Raw genomic sequence first — 18,931 nt, forward strand, 5'->3', positions numbered from 1 at the left:
AAACTCATCCCCCCTTTTTTGTCATTAGGTCATTAAGTGTTTTTAGTAATGCCTTAATGACGATTTATCAAATGACCTAATGACCTTCATAATGATGACTAATTTAAAAGTCGGTCGTCAAAGCTAAAAGATTCTTTATTCACTATCCTGATGTTCCTGGCTTCGGGGTGCAACGGGTTAAGTATGTAATTGTACTCTGCCGATACTATGGCCGACGGTACCCGCATGGCCAGGTATTCTTGCTTTTTCAAAAACTCGTCGCCCAGTTTTCTTAATGCTACCGGCCCCGAAACGTCCTGCCAGTTATCAGGCAACAGATCCGGGTTTAATTCTGTAATGCTGTAATTCGGTATATCAATTTGAGCCAAACAAAAATTCGCCGGGACAATTAACGGATCCAGATGTACCAGTACTTCCAAAACAGCCAATGATCGTGATGAGGCCAGGTAAAGCATGGGCTTACCCTCGCTGTTCCAACGGCCGCCGTACAAACGGGCGCCCGTTCCGCTCAGATCATCCACATACTGGCATTTCGCTATACGATATAAAACCATTAGGCAAAAATACCGTGCTCTATACGCCCTAACTCCCTGAAAACCATATCAAAACCAGCAGAGGTATCCAGAATGGTTACAGGAGCTTCACCTTTAAATACATAACCTGGAGTTTTTACCCATATTTTAAATTTATCCATGGAACCAAAAACCTCCTCGCCACGAGTATATAAACGAGCAAGCTCAACGGCCTTTTCGGCGTACTCGGTTTTAATGATAGCGTTATCATCATAACGCTGCAAGGTACGCTCAGATATATGCAATATATTGGCCAGCTCTTGTATATTGAGGGATATTTTTTTGGCTAAAGAAAGTAAAACGCTTTTAGGAAAACCTTTACGGGCCAGGTTAATGATATCAAAATCTGTAGAGAATTTGACAGACTTTGCCCCTTCCAGTAAATGGTAAAATGAAGGAACCGGAGCCTGAACAACGTACGCTGCCATGGGCTCATTCAATTCATTTTTCTTGCTATCAGTTTTTGTTTTGTACGACATATATACAAATATAATTACCATTTGTCGTATTTCAAAATTTACGCCAACAAAAAAGCGATAAGTTTTGCACTTATCGCTTTTTCATCATTAGGTCATTATTCATTGAGTCATTAACCTACTAATGACTTGATGACGCCAAAAGCTAATGAAACAATGACTTAATTTATTCAGCAACAATAAGAAAATAGTTCTTTTTGCCTTTTTGTACCACCAGGAATTTATTATTGATCAATGCATCCGCTGTATACGTATCATCGGCCGTAGCAATTTTTACTTTATTAATGGCTGAGCCACCGCCTTGTATCATTTTTTTAGCTTCGCCCTTCGACGGAAATATTGCCGTTTTCACAGCCAGCAGATCAGTTACATTGATACCTTGTTGCAGGTCGGTTAGGGCTATCGTAAAATTAGGTACACCGGCAAACAGGCCAAGCACTTCGGTATCATTCAGTTCATTTAAAAACTCAATACCTATGTTACCAAATAAAAATTCGGATGATTTAATAGCCTTTTCATACTCTGCTTCGCCATGTACACGTATAGTGATATCTTTTGCCAGAGCTTTTTGTAATATACGTGTATGCGGCGCGGCATCATGCTCCACTTCCAGAGCTTCAATGACATCACGTTCAAACAAAGTAAATATGCGGATATAAGCTTTGGCATCAACATCGGTAGTATTTAACCAGAACTGGTAAAACTGGTATGGCGATGTACGCTCGGCATCCAGCCAAACCGCACCACTTTCGGTTTTGCCAAACTTGGTACCATCAGCCTTTTTGATCAGGTTGGTAGTTAAGGCAAACGCTTCGCCGCTATCTTTACGACGGATAAGCTCGGTACCGGTAACAATATTACCCCACTGGTCGCTGCCACCCATCTGGATGCTGCAGTTATGGTGTTTCCACAGATAGTAAAAGTCGTAACCCTGAACCAATTGGTAGGTAAACTCGGTAAACGACATACCGGTATCTCCTTCCAGGCGTTTCTTTACCGAATCTTTGGCCATCATATAATTAACGGTGATGTGTTTACCTACATCACGGATAAAATCAAGGAAGGTAAAGTTCTTGAACCAGTCGTAATTATTCACCATTTCGGCACTATTGGCGCCGCTGTTAAAATCTAAAAAACGGGTCAATTGTTTTTTAACCGATTCCAGGTTATGTTGCAAAACATCTTCCGACAGTAAATTACGTTCTTGCGATTTACCCGACGGATCGCCAACCATACCGGTAGCACCACCAACCAAAGCATACGGTTTATGACCAGCCCGCTGAAAATGGATCAACGTCATGATCTGGGTTAAATGACCCACGTGCAATGAATCGGCAGTTGGGTCAAACCCTATATATCCCGAAGTCATGCCTTTATTTAGCTTTTCTTCGGTACCGGGCATTTCGGTATGCAGCATACCGCGCCAGCGTAATTCTTCAACAAAGTTCATATTCAATATTTCAAAGGCTGCAAATATAAGAGAATAATTGGCTGAGCCGAATAGCTAAATCCGGCCAATACAGGGTTAACTAAAGGTAAAGTCCATTTCAAATAATTACTTATTTTTTGTACCTTGAGCAAAAGCCACTATTTTGCACCACAGCGTCTATGAATTTTTTATCGCATTATTACTTTGATCGTGATATCAACAACTGTTACCATATTTTAGGTATCGTTTTGCCCGATCTTTTAAAAAATGCCGATAAAAACATCATCCTTCACCCCGAAAAGCTGCACCATACCAATAAAAATGTAAATTCCATTATCGCCGGCTGGAATAAACATCTGGCGGTTGACCGCTATTTCCACTCGTCTGATTTTTTTACTCTTCATTCCCACCAGTTAAAAAAGCAATTGCTGCCCGCTATTGAGGGGTCGCCGGTAAAACCTTTTTTCCTGGGGCACGTGGCACTGGAACTCATCATCGATAACCTGCTGCTTACAACCGGCAAAATACAGGTCGACGATTTTTACGCGAACCTGGCAGCCTGCGAAACTACAGTGATCAGCGAGTTTTTAACTTTTTCTGGATTAGCCGATAGCAGCGTTTTTTTTAAGTTTTATGACGATTTCAAACGCAGTCAGTACTTGCATACCTACGCCGAGACGCACCAGATTGCCTATGCTTTAAAACGTATTTGCATGCGCATTTGGCGAAATCCATTCACCCCGCAACACGAAACAGAAATGAACTCGGTGTTGAGTAATTATCGCGATTATCTGCTGCCCGATTTCATGTCGATATTTGAAGAAATAGCCAATAAGCTCATCGCTATTTAATCCATCAAATTTTATTTAACCTATTGTTAAAAGTCATTTACCCAGGTAGTTTTCAGACTTCAAACGGTAAAAACGCTATGACAAAGGCCCGGTTTATATCAAAAAGGCTTAAATATCAGCAATTAACATTAAAATATTCTTTTATTTAATAAAATTATATACCTACCTTTGCAGTCCCAATTAACAAATTGGGAAAAGGAGAAAAATTATTTAATGGCAAAAAAACAAGAAGCAGAAAAAGAATTAAAAGCGAAAGAAGCTGAACTGGGAACAGTTACCGCATCTGGCGAAAAAGAAACCATTGAATCAGAAGCTGATTCAATATCTATCGAAGAGATCAAATCAAAAATTGCAGCTACTCCAAGTGCGGATTTCGACTGGGATGCAGATGACAAAAAATTTGGTAACTATACCGATAGCGACCGTGAGAAATTCGAGAAAATGTATGATGGAACTTTCAGCTCTATCACCAAAGGCGAAATTATCACCGGTACTGTTGTTAATGTTAACAACAAAGATGTGGTACTGAACGTAGGATTTAAATCAGACGGTTTAGTTTCAGTATCAGAATTCCGTGATACACCTGATCTGAAGATCGGTGACAAAGTTGATGTATTTGTAGAGTCACAGGAAGATGCTAACGGTCAGTTAGTACTTTCACGTAAACGTGCAAAAACTCAAAAATCATGGGAGCGCATTAATTCGGCCCTTGACAATGATGAGATCATCACTGGTTTTGTGAAGAGCAGAACTAAAGGTGGTTTAATTGTTGACATCATGGGTGTTGAAGCCTTCTTACCTGGCTCACAAATCGATATCAAACCAATTCGTGATTACGATGTGTATGTAGGTAAAACAATGGAATTCAAAGTTGTTAAGATCAATCACGAGTTTAAAAACGTAGTGGTATCACACAAAGTGCTGATCGAAGACGATTTGGAAAACCAAAAAACAGAAATTGTTGCACGCCTTGAAAAAGGACAGGTATTGGAAGGTACCGTTAAAAACATTACCGACTTTGGTGTATTTATTGACCTTGGTGGTGTTGACGGCTTACTGCACATTACTGATATATCTTGGGGCCGTATCGAGCATCCACGCGAAATTCTTTCATTGGATCAAAAAATCAACGTTGTTGTGCTTGACTTTGATGACGAGAAAAAACGTATTGCTCTGGGCTTAAAACAATTAACCCCTCATCCTTGGCAAAGCCTTTCTGAAGATATTCAGGTTGGTTCAAAAGTTAAAGGTAAAATTGTTACCGTTGCTGATTACGGCGCATTCCTGGAAATCATCCCTGGTGTTGAAGGTTTGATCCACGTATCAGAAATGTCATGGTCACAAAACCTGCGCAACCCTCAGGAATTCCTGAAAGTTGGCGACGAGATTGAAGCACAAGTGTTAACACTTGACCGCGAAGAGCGCAAAATGTCATTGGGTGTTAAACAATTAACTCCAGATCCATGGCAAAATGCTGCTGAGAAATATGCTATCGGCACTCAGCACGTTGCAACAGTTAAAAACATGACCAACTTTGGTGTGTTTGTTGAACTGGAAGACGGCATCGACGGCTTGATCCACATCTCTGACCTTTCTTGGTCTAAAAAAGTAAATCACCCTAACGAATTCACTAAAGTTGGTGAAAAATTAGACGTGGTTGTTTTAGAGCTTGACGTAGAGAACCGCAAATTAAGCTTAGGTCACAAACAGCTGGAAGAAAACCCTTGGGATACTTTCGAAACCGTATTTACCATTGATTCAATTCATGAAGGTACTGTACTGAAAGTAACTGACAAAGGTGCTATCGTAGCTTTACCTTACGGTGTTGAAGGCTTCGCGCCAACCAAACACCTGGTTAAAGAAGACGGTAAATCAGTAAAAGCTGAAGAAACCGCTGAATTCAAGATCATTGAATTTAACAAAGAGAACAAACGTATCGTTATTTCACACTCACGTATCTGGGAAGAAGCTCGCGCTGATGCTCGTGTACAGGAATTTGAAAACCGCAAAAAAGAGGCAAAATCTGCTAGCAACGCGGTGAAAAAAGTGAAAGAATCAGTTGAAAAATCAACTTTAGGCGATCTTAGCGTATTAGCTCAGTTAAAAGAGCAAATGGAAGGTGCTGAAAACAAAGCCCGCAAGGCTGCACCAGCTAAAAAAGCTGAAGGATCTGAAGAAGAAGCGTAAGCTTTAACTGAAGCATATTCTCACAAAGCCCTTCCGAATAAACGGAAGGGCTTTTTTGTTGCTTGTGAAGCATCTTATATACTTTTATAATGGGATCCCGAAATAAATTCTGGGACTTCATGTTTTAGTTACTGTACTTCCGTTAACAGCTTTTTAAACTCATCACTCAAAACTCAAAACTATTTACTATTTTTGCCCAAATCCACCCATACGATGCAAAATCTTACACTGCTCGACGGACAAAAATTTCAGATCACCATACAACGTTTATGTCGCCAGTTGATTGAAAATCATGATGATTTTTCACAATCGGTGCTTATTGGTATTCAGCCGCGGGGCATATACCTGGCCAAACGCGTAGCCGAAGAACTCAGAAAAATATTACCCGGCAAAACCATTTTGCAGGGCGACCTGGATATTACCTTTTACCGCGATGATTTCCGCAGGCGCGAATCGCAACTGGTACCCAATCAAACCAAGATAGATTTTATTATTGAAGGCAAAAAAGTAGTGATGATGGATGATGTGCTCTGGACTGGCCGAACCATTCGTGCCGCCATGGATGCCATGCAGGCATTTGGTCGCCCGGAGAAGGTGGAGTTACTGGCACTGGTTGATCGCCGTTACTCGCGACACATACCCGTATCGGCAGATTATGTAGGGATTGAAGTGGATTCCATCGCATCGCAAAAAGTAGTAGTAAGCTGGAAAGATACCGATGGCGAAGATAAAATTGTGCTGGTATCGGAAGCAGCGGAGTAGTATTATAAGAAAGTACATATATTAAAGCGTCATTGCGAGGTACGAAGCAATCTCTAAGCTATACAGGGTCGCTCTGTAAGTTGGGGATTGCTTCGTACCTCGCAATGACGAGAGGGACAAAAAAATAAATTTCAGAATCGAAATTCAGAGAATAAAAAAATCCGAAATCGAACATCCGAAATCCGAAATAAAAAATCATGGCAGGACTAAGCACAAGGCATTTATTAGGCATAAAAGATTTGAACCGGGCAGATATCGAGCTGATATTTGAAACTGCCGATACTTTTAAATCCGTTTTAAACCGGCCGATCAAGAAAGTGCCATCTTTGCGCGATGTAACTATTGCCAATATTTTCTTTGAGAACTCCACCCGTACCCGCCTGTCATTCGAATTGGCCGAGAAGCGTCTTTCGGCAGATGTGGTGAACTTCGCGGCGTCATCGTCATCGGTAAGCAAAGGCGAAACGCTGATCGATACGGTAAACAATATTCTGGCCATGAAGGTAGATATGGTGGTGATGCGCCACCCTTATGCGGGCGCGGGCATCTTCCTGTCGAAACATGTAAAGGCCCAGATAGTAAATGCTGGCGATGGCGCTCATGAGCACCCTACCCAGGCTTTGCTGGATGCTTTCTCCATCCGCGAAAAATATGGTGATGTGGCGGGCAAAAAAGTGGTGATCGTGGGGGATATACTGCACTCCCGTGTCGCGCTTTCCAACATTCTTTGTTTGAAACAACTGGGTGCCGAGGTTATGGTTTGCGGCCCGACTACGCTGATCCCTAAATACATCGGTTCGCTTGGCGTAAAAGTTGAACATAATTTAATAAAAGCCCTAAACTGGTGCGATGTAGCCAACATGCTACGCATACAGCTGGAGCGTCAGGACATTAAGTATTTCCCTTCCCTGCGAGAATACACTATGCTTTTTGGCTTGAATAAAACCATCCTGGATTCATTAGATAAAGAGATCACGGTAATGCACCCCGGTCCTATCAACCGCGGCGTGGAGATCACCAGCGATGTAGCCGACAGCAAGCAATCCATCATTCTTGACCAGGTAGAGAACGGTGTAGCTGTGCGTATGGCTGTACTGTACCTGCTGGCCGGGCAAACGCCTTAAATTTCATTAAGCAAGCAGGTTCAGTTTTCTTAACCCTATTTATATAACAACGCTTGTTGTCAGCGTTGATAAGCAAAGTAAAATGATAAAGTTTAAGAATATTTGCTGTTTATGCCTTTTCATAGCTTCCTTATTTCATACCTTATCCGCACAGTCTCAAAGTCGTCAGCAGGTAAAAACAGATTCGGTATTTGCCCTGGTTCAAAAATATTTTAACGCCCAGAAAGCCGATTCACTTTATTCCCTTGGCGGTGAATTATTCAAAAAAACCTTAACTCCCGAAGGCTTCCGGTCTGTGGCCAACCAGCAGCTTTTCCCACTGGGCGATATTAAAGGTTCATCGCTTGTTAGTTTTGTTAATAACAAAGTAAGTACCTATAAGCTGATCTTCGGCGCGGTTACTTTACAGCTGCAAATGAGTCTTGATCAGGACAATAAACTGGATCTTTTCCTGTTTCAACCATTTAACCAGGTAACCGCCGATAAGCTAAATCAGGCTGCCTCAACCAATAAGTTATTAACCTCCATGGACAAAGCGATCGAATCTGTTGTACGCAGGTATATTCAAAAAGCCAATACCGTGGGCTTAAGTGTAGGCGTTTTAAAAGATGGCCAAATAAGCACCTACAACTATGGCGAAACCACCAAAGGTAACAAGCAACTGCCCACACTTCATACCATTTATGAGATAGGATCTATCACCAAAACGTTTACGGCTACTTTACTGGCTTACTATGTAAACGAAGGCAAAGTAAAACTGACCGATCCTGTTATTAAATACCTGCCCGATTCTGTGGCCAAAAATCCGGAGTTAAAATTGATCACGCTGGAATCATTAAGCAATCATACTTCGGGTTTAGCCCGTATTCCGGATAATATGGAGGCTAGCGCGACCGATGAGCTTAATCCTTATAAAGATTACACCAAGCAGCAGCTGTTTGCCTACCTTAAAACCTGTAAACTGAATAGCCAACCCGGTGAAAGATACGATTACTCCAATTTAGGTGTGGGATTGCTTGGCACCATCCTGTCCAAATTGAGTGGTAAAACATTTGAGCAAATGGTGCTCGAAATCATCTGCCGCCCGCTGGTCATGTCAAGTACTACCCAGCGTTTAAGTCCGGCCCGGTTAAGCAACTTCGCTACCGTATATAATGCCAGCGGTGAAGCTACTCCTGCCTGGGATTTTGACGTTTTAGCCCCTTGCGGGGCCCTCCATTCATCAGTAAATGATTTGCTGGTATATGCAAAGGCCAATATGACACCGGCTCCTGACAAGCTCGGTAAAGCTTTTGAGCTAACTCATCAGATCACTTTCAGTAAGGATGCCAAAATGGGCCTTGCCTGGCATATTATTATTGTTGACGGTGTGGAGTATTATTTTCATAACGGCGGTACCTACGGCAGCAGCAGCTTCCTGGCTTTTAATGCGCAAAAGAGCCTTGCTGTAGTAATACTATCCAACGCGGCAGAAAGTACAGATCTTATAGGTACTAAAATACTGCAGTTGCTGCAAAAGTAAGAAGCAAACAATCCCATCATGCCGAACTTGTTTCGGCATCTTTGCCCAATCATGTCATTGGAGCGTAGCGTGGCAATCTCCTCGCTCGCATATTGAACGCGATGAGATTGCTTCGTCGTTCCTCCTCGCAATGACATGATTAAATTATCCGCTCGTTCGAAATGACATTCCTTTTTATATCTATAATTATCCATAAAAAAACATCCCACCTTGCTTAAAGCAAAGCGGGATGCAAAACAAAAGTAATCAGTCAACTGAATTAACTCAATCCTTATCCTATCAACTAATTATTTATCTTTTACTGTTGATCCGTTCCTGATCTCGTCTGAGGCTACTTTTACCAGTTTATCATCTGGTTTAATATCGCCGTAAACTTCCATCAAATCGCCCGATGTTAAGCCTTTTTTAGCGTCAACCCATATCGCTTTATGATTTACCACCTTAATTACAAACACCTTTTCGGTAGAAGTGTAAACAGCGGTTTTTGGCACCACATAAGCGCTATCGCCACCTGGCAGGGGCACGTTAACTTCGGCAAACATGTGCGGCAAAAGCTTTTTATCTTTATTGTATACGTCCATTTCTAAACGCTCGGCTCTTAATTTTTCATCCAAAGCACCGGCCAAACGTTTCACCTGCGCGGTGAATTTTTGGTTAGGCAAAGCTTTCACCGTAAAATCAACTTCACTTTTGTTGCTTAATGAACCTGTAGAGCTTTCTGGTATGGATACTACCAAACGCAGTCTTTTCTGATCCTGTAAAGTAAACAGTGGATCGGTGCTTTTACCACCCGGACCTACATAAGCACCCAGGTTTACATTACGGCTGGTGATCACACCATCAAACGGAGCGCGTATTTCCAGGTAAGCCAGGTTAGCAGCAACTTCTTTGTAAGCCGATTTGGCTGCTTCTACGTTGGCCAGGTCAGAGTTCTTTTTGGCTTCAGCCTGCTCCAGGTCATTTTGCGATACGGTACCGGGAGTTTTGCTGGTACTTAACAATCGGTCATAAGTAGCTTTGCTGGCATAGTAAATGGCCTCCTGTTGCTTAATTCTTGACTGCGCGCCTGCTAATTGCGAGTTGATCTCCGGTGCTTCTAAAACAACCAGTAATTGTCCCTGGTGTACTTCGGAACCGATATCAACCAGCAGTTTTTTCACATAGCTGTTCACCTTGGCATACAGGTCGACCTGCTGATAAGGGATCAGTTCGCCGGGAATGGTAACTGAACCACTCAGTTTTCCTTTTTGAACCGAAACCAGCTCGACCGATGGGGTTTCCACTGCTTCCTGTTGTTGCTCTTCGGCGCTTTCTTTTTCTTTTTCCTCTGAATGACACGCACTCAGGAAACTTACTGCTACCGCTAATACGGCAAGCATAATGGTGGATCTATTTTTAAGCTTTTTCATGATGGTGCAAAGGGACATAAAATTTACTTTCTTTATCTTCTGGATCTAATGAAACTGATTGTGTGGTGGCATTACCTTGTACCCAGGCAAAAACCAATGGTAATATTAACAGGGCCGCAAATGTGGAAGCAATAAGTCCGCCAATAACCGCACGGCCGAGTGGTGATGTCTGGTCACCGCCTTCGCCCAGGCCGGATGCCATCGGGATCATACCCACAACCATCGCCAAACTGGTCATTAATATAGGGCGCAAACGCAGGGCCACTGCTTCACGGGCGGCTTTCAACGCATCCCCGTTGTGTTTACGCAATTCTTCGGCGTTGGTTATCAACAATACCGCGTTGGAGATGGATACGCCTACCGACATGATCATACCCATGTATGATTGCAGGTTGAGCGTTGCCCCGGTTATTTTAACCAATAATAACGAACCGAACAATACCGCAGGCACCGTTGATAGTACCACGAACGACATTTTGAACGACTGGAAATTAGCTGCCAGCATCAGGAATATCACGATAATAGCTACCAACAAACCTGATTGTAAACTATCCAATGTATCGGTTAATGTCTGGCTTAAACCGCGCATTTCAACGGTTAGCCCGTGCGGCAATTTTCCTATAGATTTAATAGCTTCCTGCACATCATGCGTTGCGGTACCTAAATCTTTTTTATTGATATTGGCCGTAACAGACAGGGTTGGTATAGCACCAATGTTATCATCTTCGCCATTAGCTAAGCCGGTTTTCACATCGGCCACATCACCCAGCGTAGGGCGTGCCTGGTTAGCCAATACCGGTATTTCCTTCACATCGTTCAGGCTGGCCATTTGATATTCAGGCACCTGCACCTGTACCAGGTAGCTTAATCCTACGCGCTCATCTATCCAGTTATTTTTTTCGGTAAACCTCGATGATGAGGTAGAAGCGATCAACGAGCGGGATATATCATTTAAACCTACACCCAGTTGCGCTGCTCTTTGTCTGTCGATAGTAATATCTAACGACGGATAGTTAAACGACTGGCCTATCTGTGCATCGCGCAGATATTTGATCTGTTTTAATTTATCCAATATCTTGAACGCGTATTCCTGGTTTTGTTTTTTGTTTTTACCGGCCAGGGTAACTTCTATCGGTGTTGGCGATCCCTGGCTCAGGATCTTGTCAGTCAGTTCTATCGGCTCAAAGGAGATCTTTATGCCAGGCATTTTTTGAGCTATAGAGTCCCTGAATTTTTCTTTCAGATCATCCAGGTTCACTTTATAGTCTTCTGTTAAGCTCACCTGCATAACTGCTTCCTGCGGACCAGCCATAAACATATATATCGGGTTGGTGGAGAACGAAGATGGGTGCGTACCCACCATAGTAGACGTAATAGCAATGTGATTTTTACCCACAATGTTACCCAGTATATGCTGCGCTTTCACTACTTCTATCTCGGTACGCTCCAAACGGGTACCATCGGGCGCACGCAAACGTACCTGGAATGTTCCGGAGTTTACTTTTGGTAATACGTCGCGGCCAATAATGTTAAAGAGCAGGAAGGCTAAGCCAAAAGCAACAACAACATAAACAGTTACCAGGATCTTGCGGTTGGGCAGCATCCTGTCCATGAGGCGCATAAAGCTATCCCTGAACCTGTCAAAACGGGTTACTTCTTTACCCGTATGCTCCAAAGCCCTTTTCATGGCTTTTTCTTTTTGCTCCCATGGTTCGCCTTCATCTTCCAAAGCAAAACCATCTGCATGGCTGTGGTCTTCATGTTTGTTTACCATGATCCAGTTGGCCATGATGGGTACAAAGGTTTGCGCCAGGAAGTAAGATACGATCATGGAGAAACCAATGGCCAGCGCCAGCGGCAGGAACAACGCTCCAGGAATACCTTTCATAGTAAAGGCCGGTGCAAACACTGCCAGGATACAGAACAAGATCAGTAATTTAGGAAAAGCGATCTCCTTACAGGCATCCCATATAGCCAGGGCTTTGGGTTTACCCATATCAAAGTGTTGGTGTATGTTCTCGATCGTTACTGTCGACTCATCCACCAAGATACCAATAGCCAACGACAAACCGCTCAGCGTCATTATATTGATGGTTTGCCCAAAAAGCGAAAGGAAAAATATAGCTGATATAATACAGGTTGGTATAGTTAATATTACGATGAGTGCACCGCGTTTGTCACCCAGGAACAGCAACACCATTAAACCAGTGAGTACCGCACCTATGGCGCCCTCTTCGGCCAAACTCTTTACCGCATTAATTACGTAAACCGATTGGTCAAATACAAACGACAATTTTACGTCATCCGGAACCAAAGCCTGGAAACGGGGAAGCGCTTTTTTCAAATTCTGCACCACATCCCAGGTTGAAGCCGTAGCCGATTTGGTGATAGGCAAATAAACCGAACGTTTACCGTTAATAAGTGCGTAACCGTTGGTGATGTCCGCGCCATCTTCTACAGTAGCTACATCATGTAAAAAAACTGTTTGTACACCATTTTTGTATAGTGGGATATTACCAAAATCCGGAATCTTTTTGATGGTAGTATTTGCCGGTGCCAGGTAGTTATAGTCGCCTATACGTACGTTACCCGCGGGGGTGTTTTGGTTATTCTCACGCAAAGCAGCCACGATCTGATCGGGTGTTAAGTTGTGCGAGCGTAACAATCCAGGATCAACCTTGATTACCACGGTTCGCTGGTTACCACCAAAAGGAGCAGGTGCTACCAATCCCGGAACCGATGTAAATGCCGATCTGATATAAACCAGGGCGAAGTCAAGCAATTCGTTGTTTGATCGGGTAGGACTACTAAGTACCAACTGACCAACCGGTAGCGTAGAGGCATCAAACCTCAAAATAAATGGAGGTTGTGAACCCTGTGGGAATGCCGACTGGGCCCTGTTGGTGAACGCCGTGACCTCCGCCGCGGCTTGTGCCATATTAGTACCTTCGTAAAAAGTAACTTTTATCAGTGTTAAACCCTGTACGTTTTTGGTTTCGATGGTTTTAACACCCGAAACAAAAAGCAGCAGGTTCACATACTGCTTACCAAAATAAGCCTCCATCTGGTCGGGAGTAAAACCTCCGTAAGGGTGGGATACGTAGATAACCGGCAAGTTAAGATCAGGAAAGATATCTATCTTGATAGTACGTACCGCATTGATCCCGAAAAAAAACAGTCCGGCAACTATAACCAATATGGTAATTGGTTTTTGTAGCGCCCCTTTGATCATTCCCATTATAAATGTGTATTACTGTTATTAAAAATTATTAATGAATATGCCGAAATCGCCGGTAGCTGCCGATTTAAACAGCAGTGCCTGCCATACATTGTTTAAGGCAATGTAGCGGTCAACCTCGGCACGGTTCAGTGTATAAAGAGCCTGGGTAAAATCAACAATGTTGGCCAGTCCGTTTTTATATAAGGTATATTTCTGCTTGTAAGCATCGCTCGCGGCCGAAACCTCAACCGGTACCTCGCGGTAGTTTTTCAATGAATTACCGATGCGGGTTTGTGCCAATGCCAGCTGTGCCGTCAGTTGCTGCTGCACCAAGTCGTAGTCATTTTTGAACTGCGCTGAGGTATATTTTTGCGATTGTACCTGGTAATGCACCCTGAATGGGCTGGTAATATTCCAAACCATGGCTACACCAAACAGATAATTGTACCGGGTTGGATTGGCCCCGGCGCCATAACTACTGTTAACGCTGTTTGGGTTGGTGGTATAATCATAATTAAAACCTGATCCCCTGCCCTGGTACACACCAAACAAGGTAAATGTAGGGTAGCTGAAAGTTCTGAGGTATTTGGCCTGCTCATCGCTTACGCCGATGCGGTTTTGCAGATAGCGTAATTGCGGGTGGTCTGCCAGTTGTACCGCGCTTGTAGCATCCAATGTGGTAGGCAGTTTGGTTACAAAGGCGCTGTCCAATAAAAAATCCTGCGCCGGGATGCCCAGGTAAACCGAAAGTTGGTTGCTCTGATCTTGAACAGTTTGCTGCGTATTGGTCAACGAGATTTTGGCGTTGGATACCTCCGCGTTGGCCAAAGCCGAATCCACACCCGGATTCAGTCCATTCTTTACACGGGCCGCCACAACTTTTTGCAGATCCATAGCACGGTTCAGGTTATCCTGCTGTGCCTTTTCCAGTTGCTGAGCCGCCAGTAGATTTAAATAGGTGCTGGCTACACGAACTTCGTGCTGAAATTGCTCTTGTACCAGATCCGTCTCTTCACGGTTAACAATGTTCTTTTGTACTTTGATCCGTTCTTTTGATTTACCGAAGCTGAAAAAATCCCAGCTTACGTTACTTAAATACAAGGAGCCAAATGCCGCGTTCCAGTTTTGATTAGCCTGGGCGGGGCCTGATGATGCTACGGATAAACCACGGTAACCATACAAAGGTCCGTTTTGGCCGTTGGCCGTTCCGTAGTCTTGTTGTGCCGAGATGCTTACATCTGGTAGATATTCTGTACGTGTTTCTTTTAGAAATGCCTTAGCAGCGTTTAACTGATTAGCTTTGGATTTGATGGTACCGTAGTTAGCGAGTGCCATTTGTTCAGCATCTTTGATGTTTAAAACTTTTTGCTGAGCCTGAGCCTGGAAGACAAATAAAACACCTAAAAACAGAAGTAGTTGTTTTGAAGGTAGCTTATACATAACGTGTATTTTATACACGGCAAAGGTAGGGCTATAGGATGTATGAAAAAAATGAATTAATTTTGTCATAATCATTAGTAAAATTCATAATGAACATAGCACTCCACCACTTCCGCTTAGTTGATACCATATCAAAAGAGGGCACATTAACTAAAGCAGCCGAAACGCTGCACCTTACTCAATCGGCCCTGAGCCACCAGTTAAAGGAACTGGAAAAAGAGCTGGATATTGAAGTTTTTCACCGCGAAGGCAAAAAATTACATTTGTCTGAGATTGGCTATCGCTTTTTGCGCAGTTCTGAGAAGATCATTGCCGAGATACGCTCGATGGAAGAGGACATCCGCAACTATAAAAACGGTAAAACCGGCAAGCTCAATATCAGTATGCAGTGCTATACGGCCTACCACTGGCTGCCCGGTGTTATCAAAGATTTTAAAAGCCAGTGGCCGGATATCCATATCAACATCGTATCGGATGCCACCCGCCGCCCGTTGGAATACCTCATGCGAGGCGACCTGGATCTGGGTATTGTACGTACCCAGATGGTGAACACCAAAATAACTTACGAACCTATTTTTGAGGACCGCCTAAATGCTATTTTACCAGCAGATCATCCACTGGCCAAAAAGGATGTAATCAATATCTGCGATTTTCAGGATCAGGACCTGATACTGGCCCTTTATGATCCCAGCTACCAGGATACCCCGCTTATTGAAACCCTGATACAGGAACAACACGTAAAACCCAAAACACTCAACCGCATCCACTACACCGATGCTACCATCGAGATGGTAAACGCGGGCCTGGGCATCAGCGTAATGGCCGACTGGATAGTGAAACCTTACCTGGCCAACCGGAACGTAGTGGCCAAACCATTACACCACAGCGTAGCCAAACGCACTTGGTATGCCGCTACCTGCAAGGATAACCCGGTTATCCAGAATTTCCTGGCCTGCCTGAAACTGTATTTTGCCGAGAATCAAATGTGTATGGAAGAAGAGCATTTTGAAGAATTACTGGAACAGGTGGTTTAACCTCCTTTTTGTACTGGGTATAAGTATTGGAAACCTCACCCCGGCCCTCTCCAAAGGAGAGGGAATTAAAGAGATACAGAGTAAAGTCCTCTCCAAAGGAGAGGATTTAGGTGAGGTCTCCATGCCCTTCCCGCAGCATTACTCCTACACCAAAGGCAGCATCAAACCCAACCACCTGTCCCAACAACAATTGGATAAACAGGTAGAACTATTTTATAATCAGTGGAAAAAGCGCTACGTAAAACCCGGCTGCAAACCTGATCAATATTATATTTGGTTTGAAAGAAAAGGCAAAGAATGTGTATCCGAAGGTCAGGGCTACGGTATGGTTATAACCGTACTGATGGCCGGTTATGATCCATCTGCACGACATACTTTTGACGGCCTTTACCGGTATTTCAAAGCCCACCCGGCTAAAACATCCCCCTACCTCATGGCTTGGGCTCAGGTAAAAGGCTGTAAAGATCTTGACCACAGCACCGCTACCGATGGCGATATGGATATTGCCTATTCCCTGCTGCTGGCTGGCAAACAATGGGGCAATACCGGCAGTATCAATTACCTGCACGAAGCGCAAAGCATCATAGCGGCCATTATGCAGCACGAGATCAACCCCAAGACTTATTCCGTTTTGCTGAGCGACGCCATTGAATATGATAGCGCCGACTACTTCGATATGCGTTCATCCGACTTTATGCCGGCCCATTTTAAAGCCTTTGAAGCCACTTTACATAACGGCAAATGGAAATCAGCAATCGATAATAATTATCACCTCTTCTCTACTATGCAAGCCCAATACAGCCCCGATGCCGGCCTGGTACCCGATTTTATCCGCGGCATCAATAAAACCCATCATCCGGCACAACGCAATTATCTCGAATCACCATACGATGGTTATTATAACTACAATGCCTGCCGCGTACCCTGGCGAATAGCCAGCGACTATTTATTATATGGTGACCAAAGAGCTAAGATTTTCACCGATAAAATAAACCACTGGATCCGCGAAACCACCAATGGCAATCCCGATAATATTTCGGCAGGATATACCCTGGCCGGGAATGATATCAAAGGCCGGTATTTTGAAGCGCTGAGTTTTATAGCCCCTTTCACCGTATCAGCCACGGTTGATCAGCGTAACCAACAATGGCTCAATAAACTATGGGATTACCTGGTTGCCTTTAAACTCCGAGATTACGACTATTACGATAACAGCATCAAAATGCTTGACATGATCATCGTATCGGGTAATTACTGGAAAGCATCTTGATTTCGAATTAACTTCGTTGAGGGCGCCGTCGTTTCAGATGTTCGAATTTTGATTTATTTTTAATTTCGGATTCAGCAATCGAATTTATTATTATGTTAATTCTTAAATTCCGTAAATTCTGGTTCAGAATACTTAATTTATAACCAAATGGAACAATACGAGAAACTGTATCTGTATAAACGGATAGTGCAAGCCAAACTATTCATCGACAGTCATTTCTCCCAAAACATTGATATTTCCAACATAGCCGATGAAGCATGCTTCTCCAAATATCACTTTATCAGGCTTTTTAAATCCATATACGGTAAAACCCCGCATCATTATCTTACCCAAGTGCGGATAGACAAAGCCCGCCTATTATTGGCCGAAGGCAATACCATTATGGATGTTTGTGTAAGCATCGGTTTTGACAGTCCCACATCGTTTACAGCCGTATTTAAAAAAGTGGTGGGTAAAACACCTTCAGTGTTTCAAAACAGTCAAAAAGCAAAGCAGCAGGCCATTCGAGCTAATCCCTTATCTGCTGTTCCAAATTGCTTTGCAGAATCGCACGGCTACATCAAAAAATAGCAATTTTCAAGAGGTAATAATGTGATGCATTGCCCATGTTTGTATTGTTAACCAAATACATACAAAAAATGATCACCAAAGTAACGCACATGTGCATTTATGTTCTTGACCAGAACCGCGCATACGATTTCTATGTAAACAAGCTGGGTTTCAAGGTACACACAGATGCCCCCATGGGCGAAGGTGCCCGGTGGCTGACCGTAACCCCGCCCGAACAACCCGAACTGGAAATAACCCTGTTCCTGGTTGCCGAAGGTGGCATGTTTGATAAGGAAACCGTACAAACCATGACCCACCTTATCCAAAAAGGAACCTTCGGTGCGGCCGTATTCACCTGCCACGACCTGCTGGCAACCTACGAAGAATTAAAGGCTAAAGGAGTGGTATTCAAAAAGGTACCAACAAAAGAGTTTTATGGCTATGAAGCCTTGTTTACAGACGATTCTGGCAACTGGTTTTCATTGGCACAAATTGAATCTTAAGCTATGAAATCGATCTTCGACCAGCAAACAAGGGATGAACTCATTGGCAGGGTGAATTCATTAAACAGAGACAGCAAGGCGCAATGGGGCAAAATGAATGTTTACCAGATGGTAAGGCATTGCAACCTTTGGGAAGACATGATGCAAGGCAGGCAAAAATACAAACGTGCATTTATCGGTCGTATTTTTGGCCGGGTGGCTTTACGCAGGGTTATGAAAGATGAATCGCCCCTGGCGAGAAATACCCCTACTCTTCCCGAACTTAGAATTACCGGCAATGGCGACATGGTATCAGAGCGGACGGAATGGCTCGCCAAGATCAGGGATTATGCTAATTTCTCCAATCCAGGCTTTATACATCCATTTTTTGGTTCTATGACCCGCGAACAGATCGGTCCCTTTGTTTATAAACATATCGACCATCATTTACGGCAGTTTGGGGCGTAAATTAAGTATGTTAATGGATGCCATCACCCGGCTTCATCCTATGGCGCGTTAGGATAATTAAAAAAGCGGGGCATTGAGATTCCTCTATTGAAGGGGTGTAGGGAATGTTCTGATCACTTCATCAACACCTCTTCAC

The 18,931-nt window shown here is 43.4% G+C and carries 16 protein-coding genes; 10 read left to right on the top strand and 6 right to left on the bottom strand.

The annotated features are described in order from the left end of the window. Window positions 1–98: 98 nt before the first annotated feature. The 3 genes from FHW89_RS16720 to tyrS form a co-directional block, all read right to left on the bottom strand. Window positions 99–554 carry an RES family NAD+ phosphorylase gene (locus FHW89_RS16720; protein ID WP_172336209.1) on the bottom strand — a complete coding sequence of 152 codons (456 nt, stop codon included), beginning with the start codon at window positions 552–554 and terminating at the stop codon, window positions 99–101. Continuing rightward, the gene (locus tag FHW89_RS16725) at window positions 554–1,051 is read right to left on the bottom strand and encodes an antitoxin Xre-like helix-turn-helix domain-containing protein (RefSeq protein WP_172336210.1); all 498 of its coding nucleotides are present in this window, start codon (window positions 1,049–1,051) and stop codon (window positions 554–556) included. Before FHW89_RS16725 ends, FHW89_RS16720 begins: the two co-directional genes overlap by 1 nt. A 163-nt stretch (window positions 1,052–1,214) precedes the next feature. Beyond that, complete coding sequence (gene tyrS, locus FHW89_RS16730; RefSeq protein ID WP_172336211.1) at window positions 1,215–2,498, bottom strand: tyrosine--tRNA ligase; 1,284 nt, start codon at window positions 2,496–2,498, stop codon at window positions 1,215–1,217. A gap of 158 nt (window positions 2,499–2,656) precedes the next feature. On the opposite strand from tyrS, the gene FHW89_RS16735 reads away from it, so the two are divergent. The 5 genes from FHW89_RS16735 (at window position 2,657) to FHW89_RS16755 (ending at window position 8,923) form a co-directional block, all read left to right on the top strand. Next, a complete protein-coding gene (locus FHW89_RS16735) occupies window positions 2,657–3,328 on the top strand; it encodes a hypothetical protein (protein WP_172336212.1) in 672 nt (223 codons plus the stop codon). Between the two features lie 213 nt (window positions 3,329–3,541). Next, the gene (rpsA, locus tag FHW89_RS16740) at window positions 3,542–5,515 is read left to right on the top strand and encodes a 30S ribosomal protein S1 (RefSeq protein ID WP_172336213.1); all 1,974 of its coding nucleotides are present in this window, start codon (window positions 3,542–3,544) and stop codon (window positions 5,513–5,515) included. A gap of 213 nt (window positions 5,516–5,728) precedes the next feature. Further along, window positions 5,729–6,277: a bifunctional pyr operon transcriptional regulator/uracil phosphoribosyltransferase PyrR gene (gene pyrR, locus FHW89_RS16745; RefSeq protein WP_166089608.1), complete on the top strand. Its 549-nt coding sequence runs from the start codon at window positions 5,729–5,731 to the stop codon at window positions 6,275–6,277. Between the two features lie 197 nt (window positions 6,278–6,474). Continuing rightward, complete coding sequence (locus tag FHW89_RS16750; protein ID WP_090467170.1) at window positions 6,475–7,401, top strand: aspartate carbamoyltransferase catalytic subunit; 927 nt, start codon at window positions 6,475–6,477, stop codon at window positions 7,399–7,401. 82 nt (window positions 7,402–7,483) lie between these two features. Continuing rightward, window positions 7,484–8,923 (top strand): serine hydrolase, encoded by a 1,440-nt coding sequence (locus FHW89_RS16755; RefSeq protein WP_172336214.1) that lies wholly within the window; start codon window positions 7,484–7,486, stop codon window positions 8,921–8,923. A 287-nt stretch (window positions 8,924–9,210) separates the two neighbouring features. Here FHW89_RS16755 and FHW89_RS16760 read toward each other — a convergent pair whose 3' ends face one another. Genes FHW89_RS16760 through FHW89_RS16770 form a run of 3 tightly spaced genes read right to left on the bottom strand, consistent with a single transcriptional unit; the run spans window position 9,211 to window position 14,992 of the window. Next, window positions 9,211–10,332: an efflux RND transporter periplasmic adaptor subunit gene (locus FHW89_RS16760; protein WP_172336215.1), complete on the bottom strand. Its 1,122-nt coding sequence runs from the start codon at window positions 10,330–10,332 to the stop codon at window positions 9,211–9,213. Next, window positions 10,319–13,570 carry an efflux RND transporter permease subunit gene (locus FHW89_RS16765; protein ID WP_172336216.1) on the bottom strand — a complete coding sequence of 1,084 codons (3,252 nt, stop codon included), beginning with the start codon at window positions 13,568–13,570 and terminating at the stop codon, window positions 10,319–10,321. The genes FHW89_RS16760 and FHW89_RS16765 overlap by 14 nt, the downstream gene beginning before the upstream one ends. Before the next feature lie 21 nt (window positions 13,571–13,591). Next, window positions 13,592–14,992, bottom strand: coding sequence for a TolC family protein (locus tag FHW89_RS16770; RefSeq protein ID WP_172336217.1), 1,401 nt, complete (start codon window positions 14,990–14,992; stop codon window positions 13,592–13,594). 89 nt (window positions 14,993–15,081) lie between these two features. Here FHW89_RS16770 and FHW89_RS16775 point away from each other — a divergent pair, with 89 nt between their 5' ends. The 5 genes from FHW89_RS16775 to FHW89_RS16795 all read left to right on the top strand — a co-directional run bounded on the left by FHW89_RS16775 (window position 15,082) and on the right by FHW89_RS16795 (window position 18,795). Then, window positions 15,082–16,026 carry a LysR family transcriptional regulator gene (locus FHW89_RS16775; RefSeq protein WP_172336218.1) on the top strand — a complete coding sequence of 315 codons (945 nt, stop codon included), beginning with the start codon at window positions 15,082–15,084 and terminating at the stop codon, window positions 16,024–16,026. After that, on the top strand, window positions 15,998–17,296 hold the full coding sequence (locus FHW89_RS16780) for a glycosyl hydrolase family 8 (protein ID WP_172336219.1): 1,299 nt from the start codon (window positions 15,998–16,000) through the stop codon (window positions 17,294–17,296). The genes FHW89_RS16775 and FHW89_RS16780 overlap by 29 nt, the downstream gene beginning before the upstream one ends. Before the next feature lie 147 nt (window positions 17,297–17,443). Then, entirely contained in the window at window positions 17,444–17,866 is a 423-nt protein-coding gene (locus FHW89_RS16785; RefSeq protein ID WP_172336220.1) for an AraC family transcriptional regulator, read from the top strand. A 68-nt stretch (window positions 17,867–17,934) separates the two neighbouring features. Beyond that, window positions 17,935–18,348, top strand: a complete 414-nt coding sequence (locus FHW89_RS16790) for a VOC family protein (RefSeq protein WP_166089626.1) — start codon at window positions 17,935–17,937, stop codon at window positions 18,346–18,348. 3 nt (window positions 18,349–18,351) lie between these two features. Further along, window positions 18,352–18,795: a DUF1569 domain-containing protein gene (locus FHW89_RS16795; protein WP_172336221.1), complete on the top strand. Its 444-nt coding sequence runs from the start codon at window positions 18,352–18,354 to the stop codon at window positions 18,793–18,795. The last annotated feature ends 136 nt before the right edge of the window (window positions 18,796–18,931 follow it).

The organism is Mucilaginibacter sp. SG564, from assembly GCF_013149275.1.
Taxonomy (GTDB): Bacteria; Bacteroidota; Bacteroidia; order Sphingobacteriales; family Sphingobacteriaceae; genus Mucilaginibacter.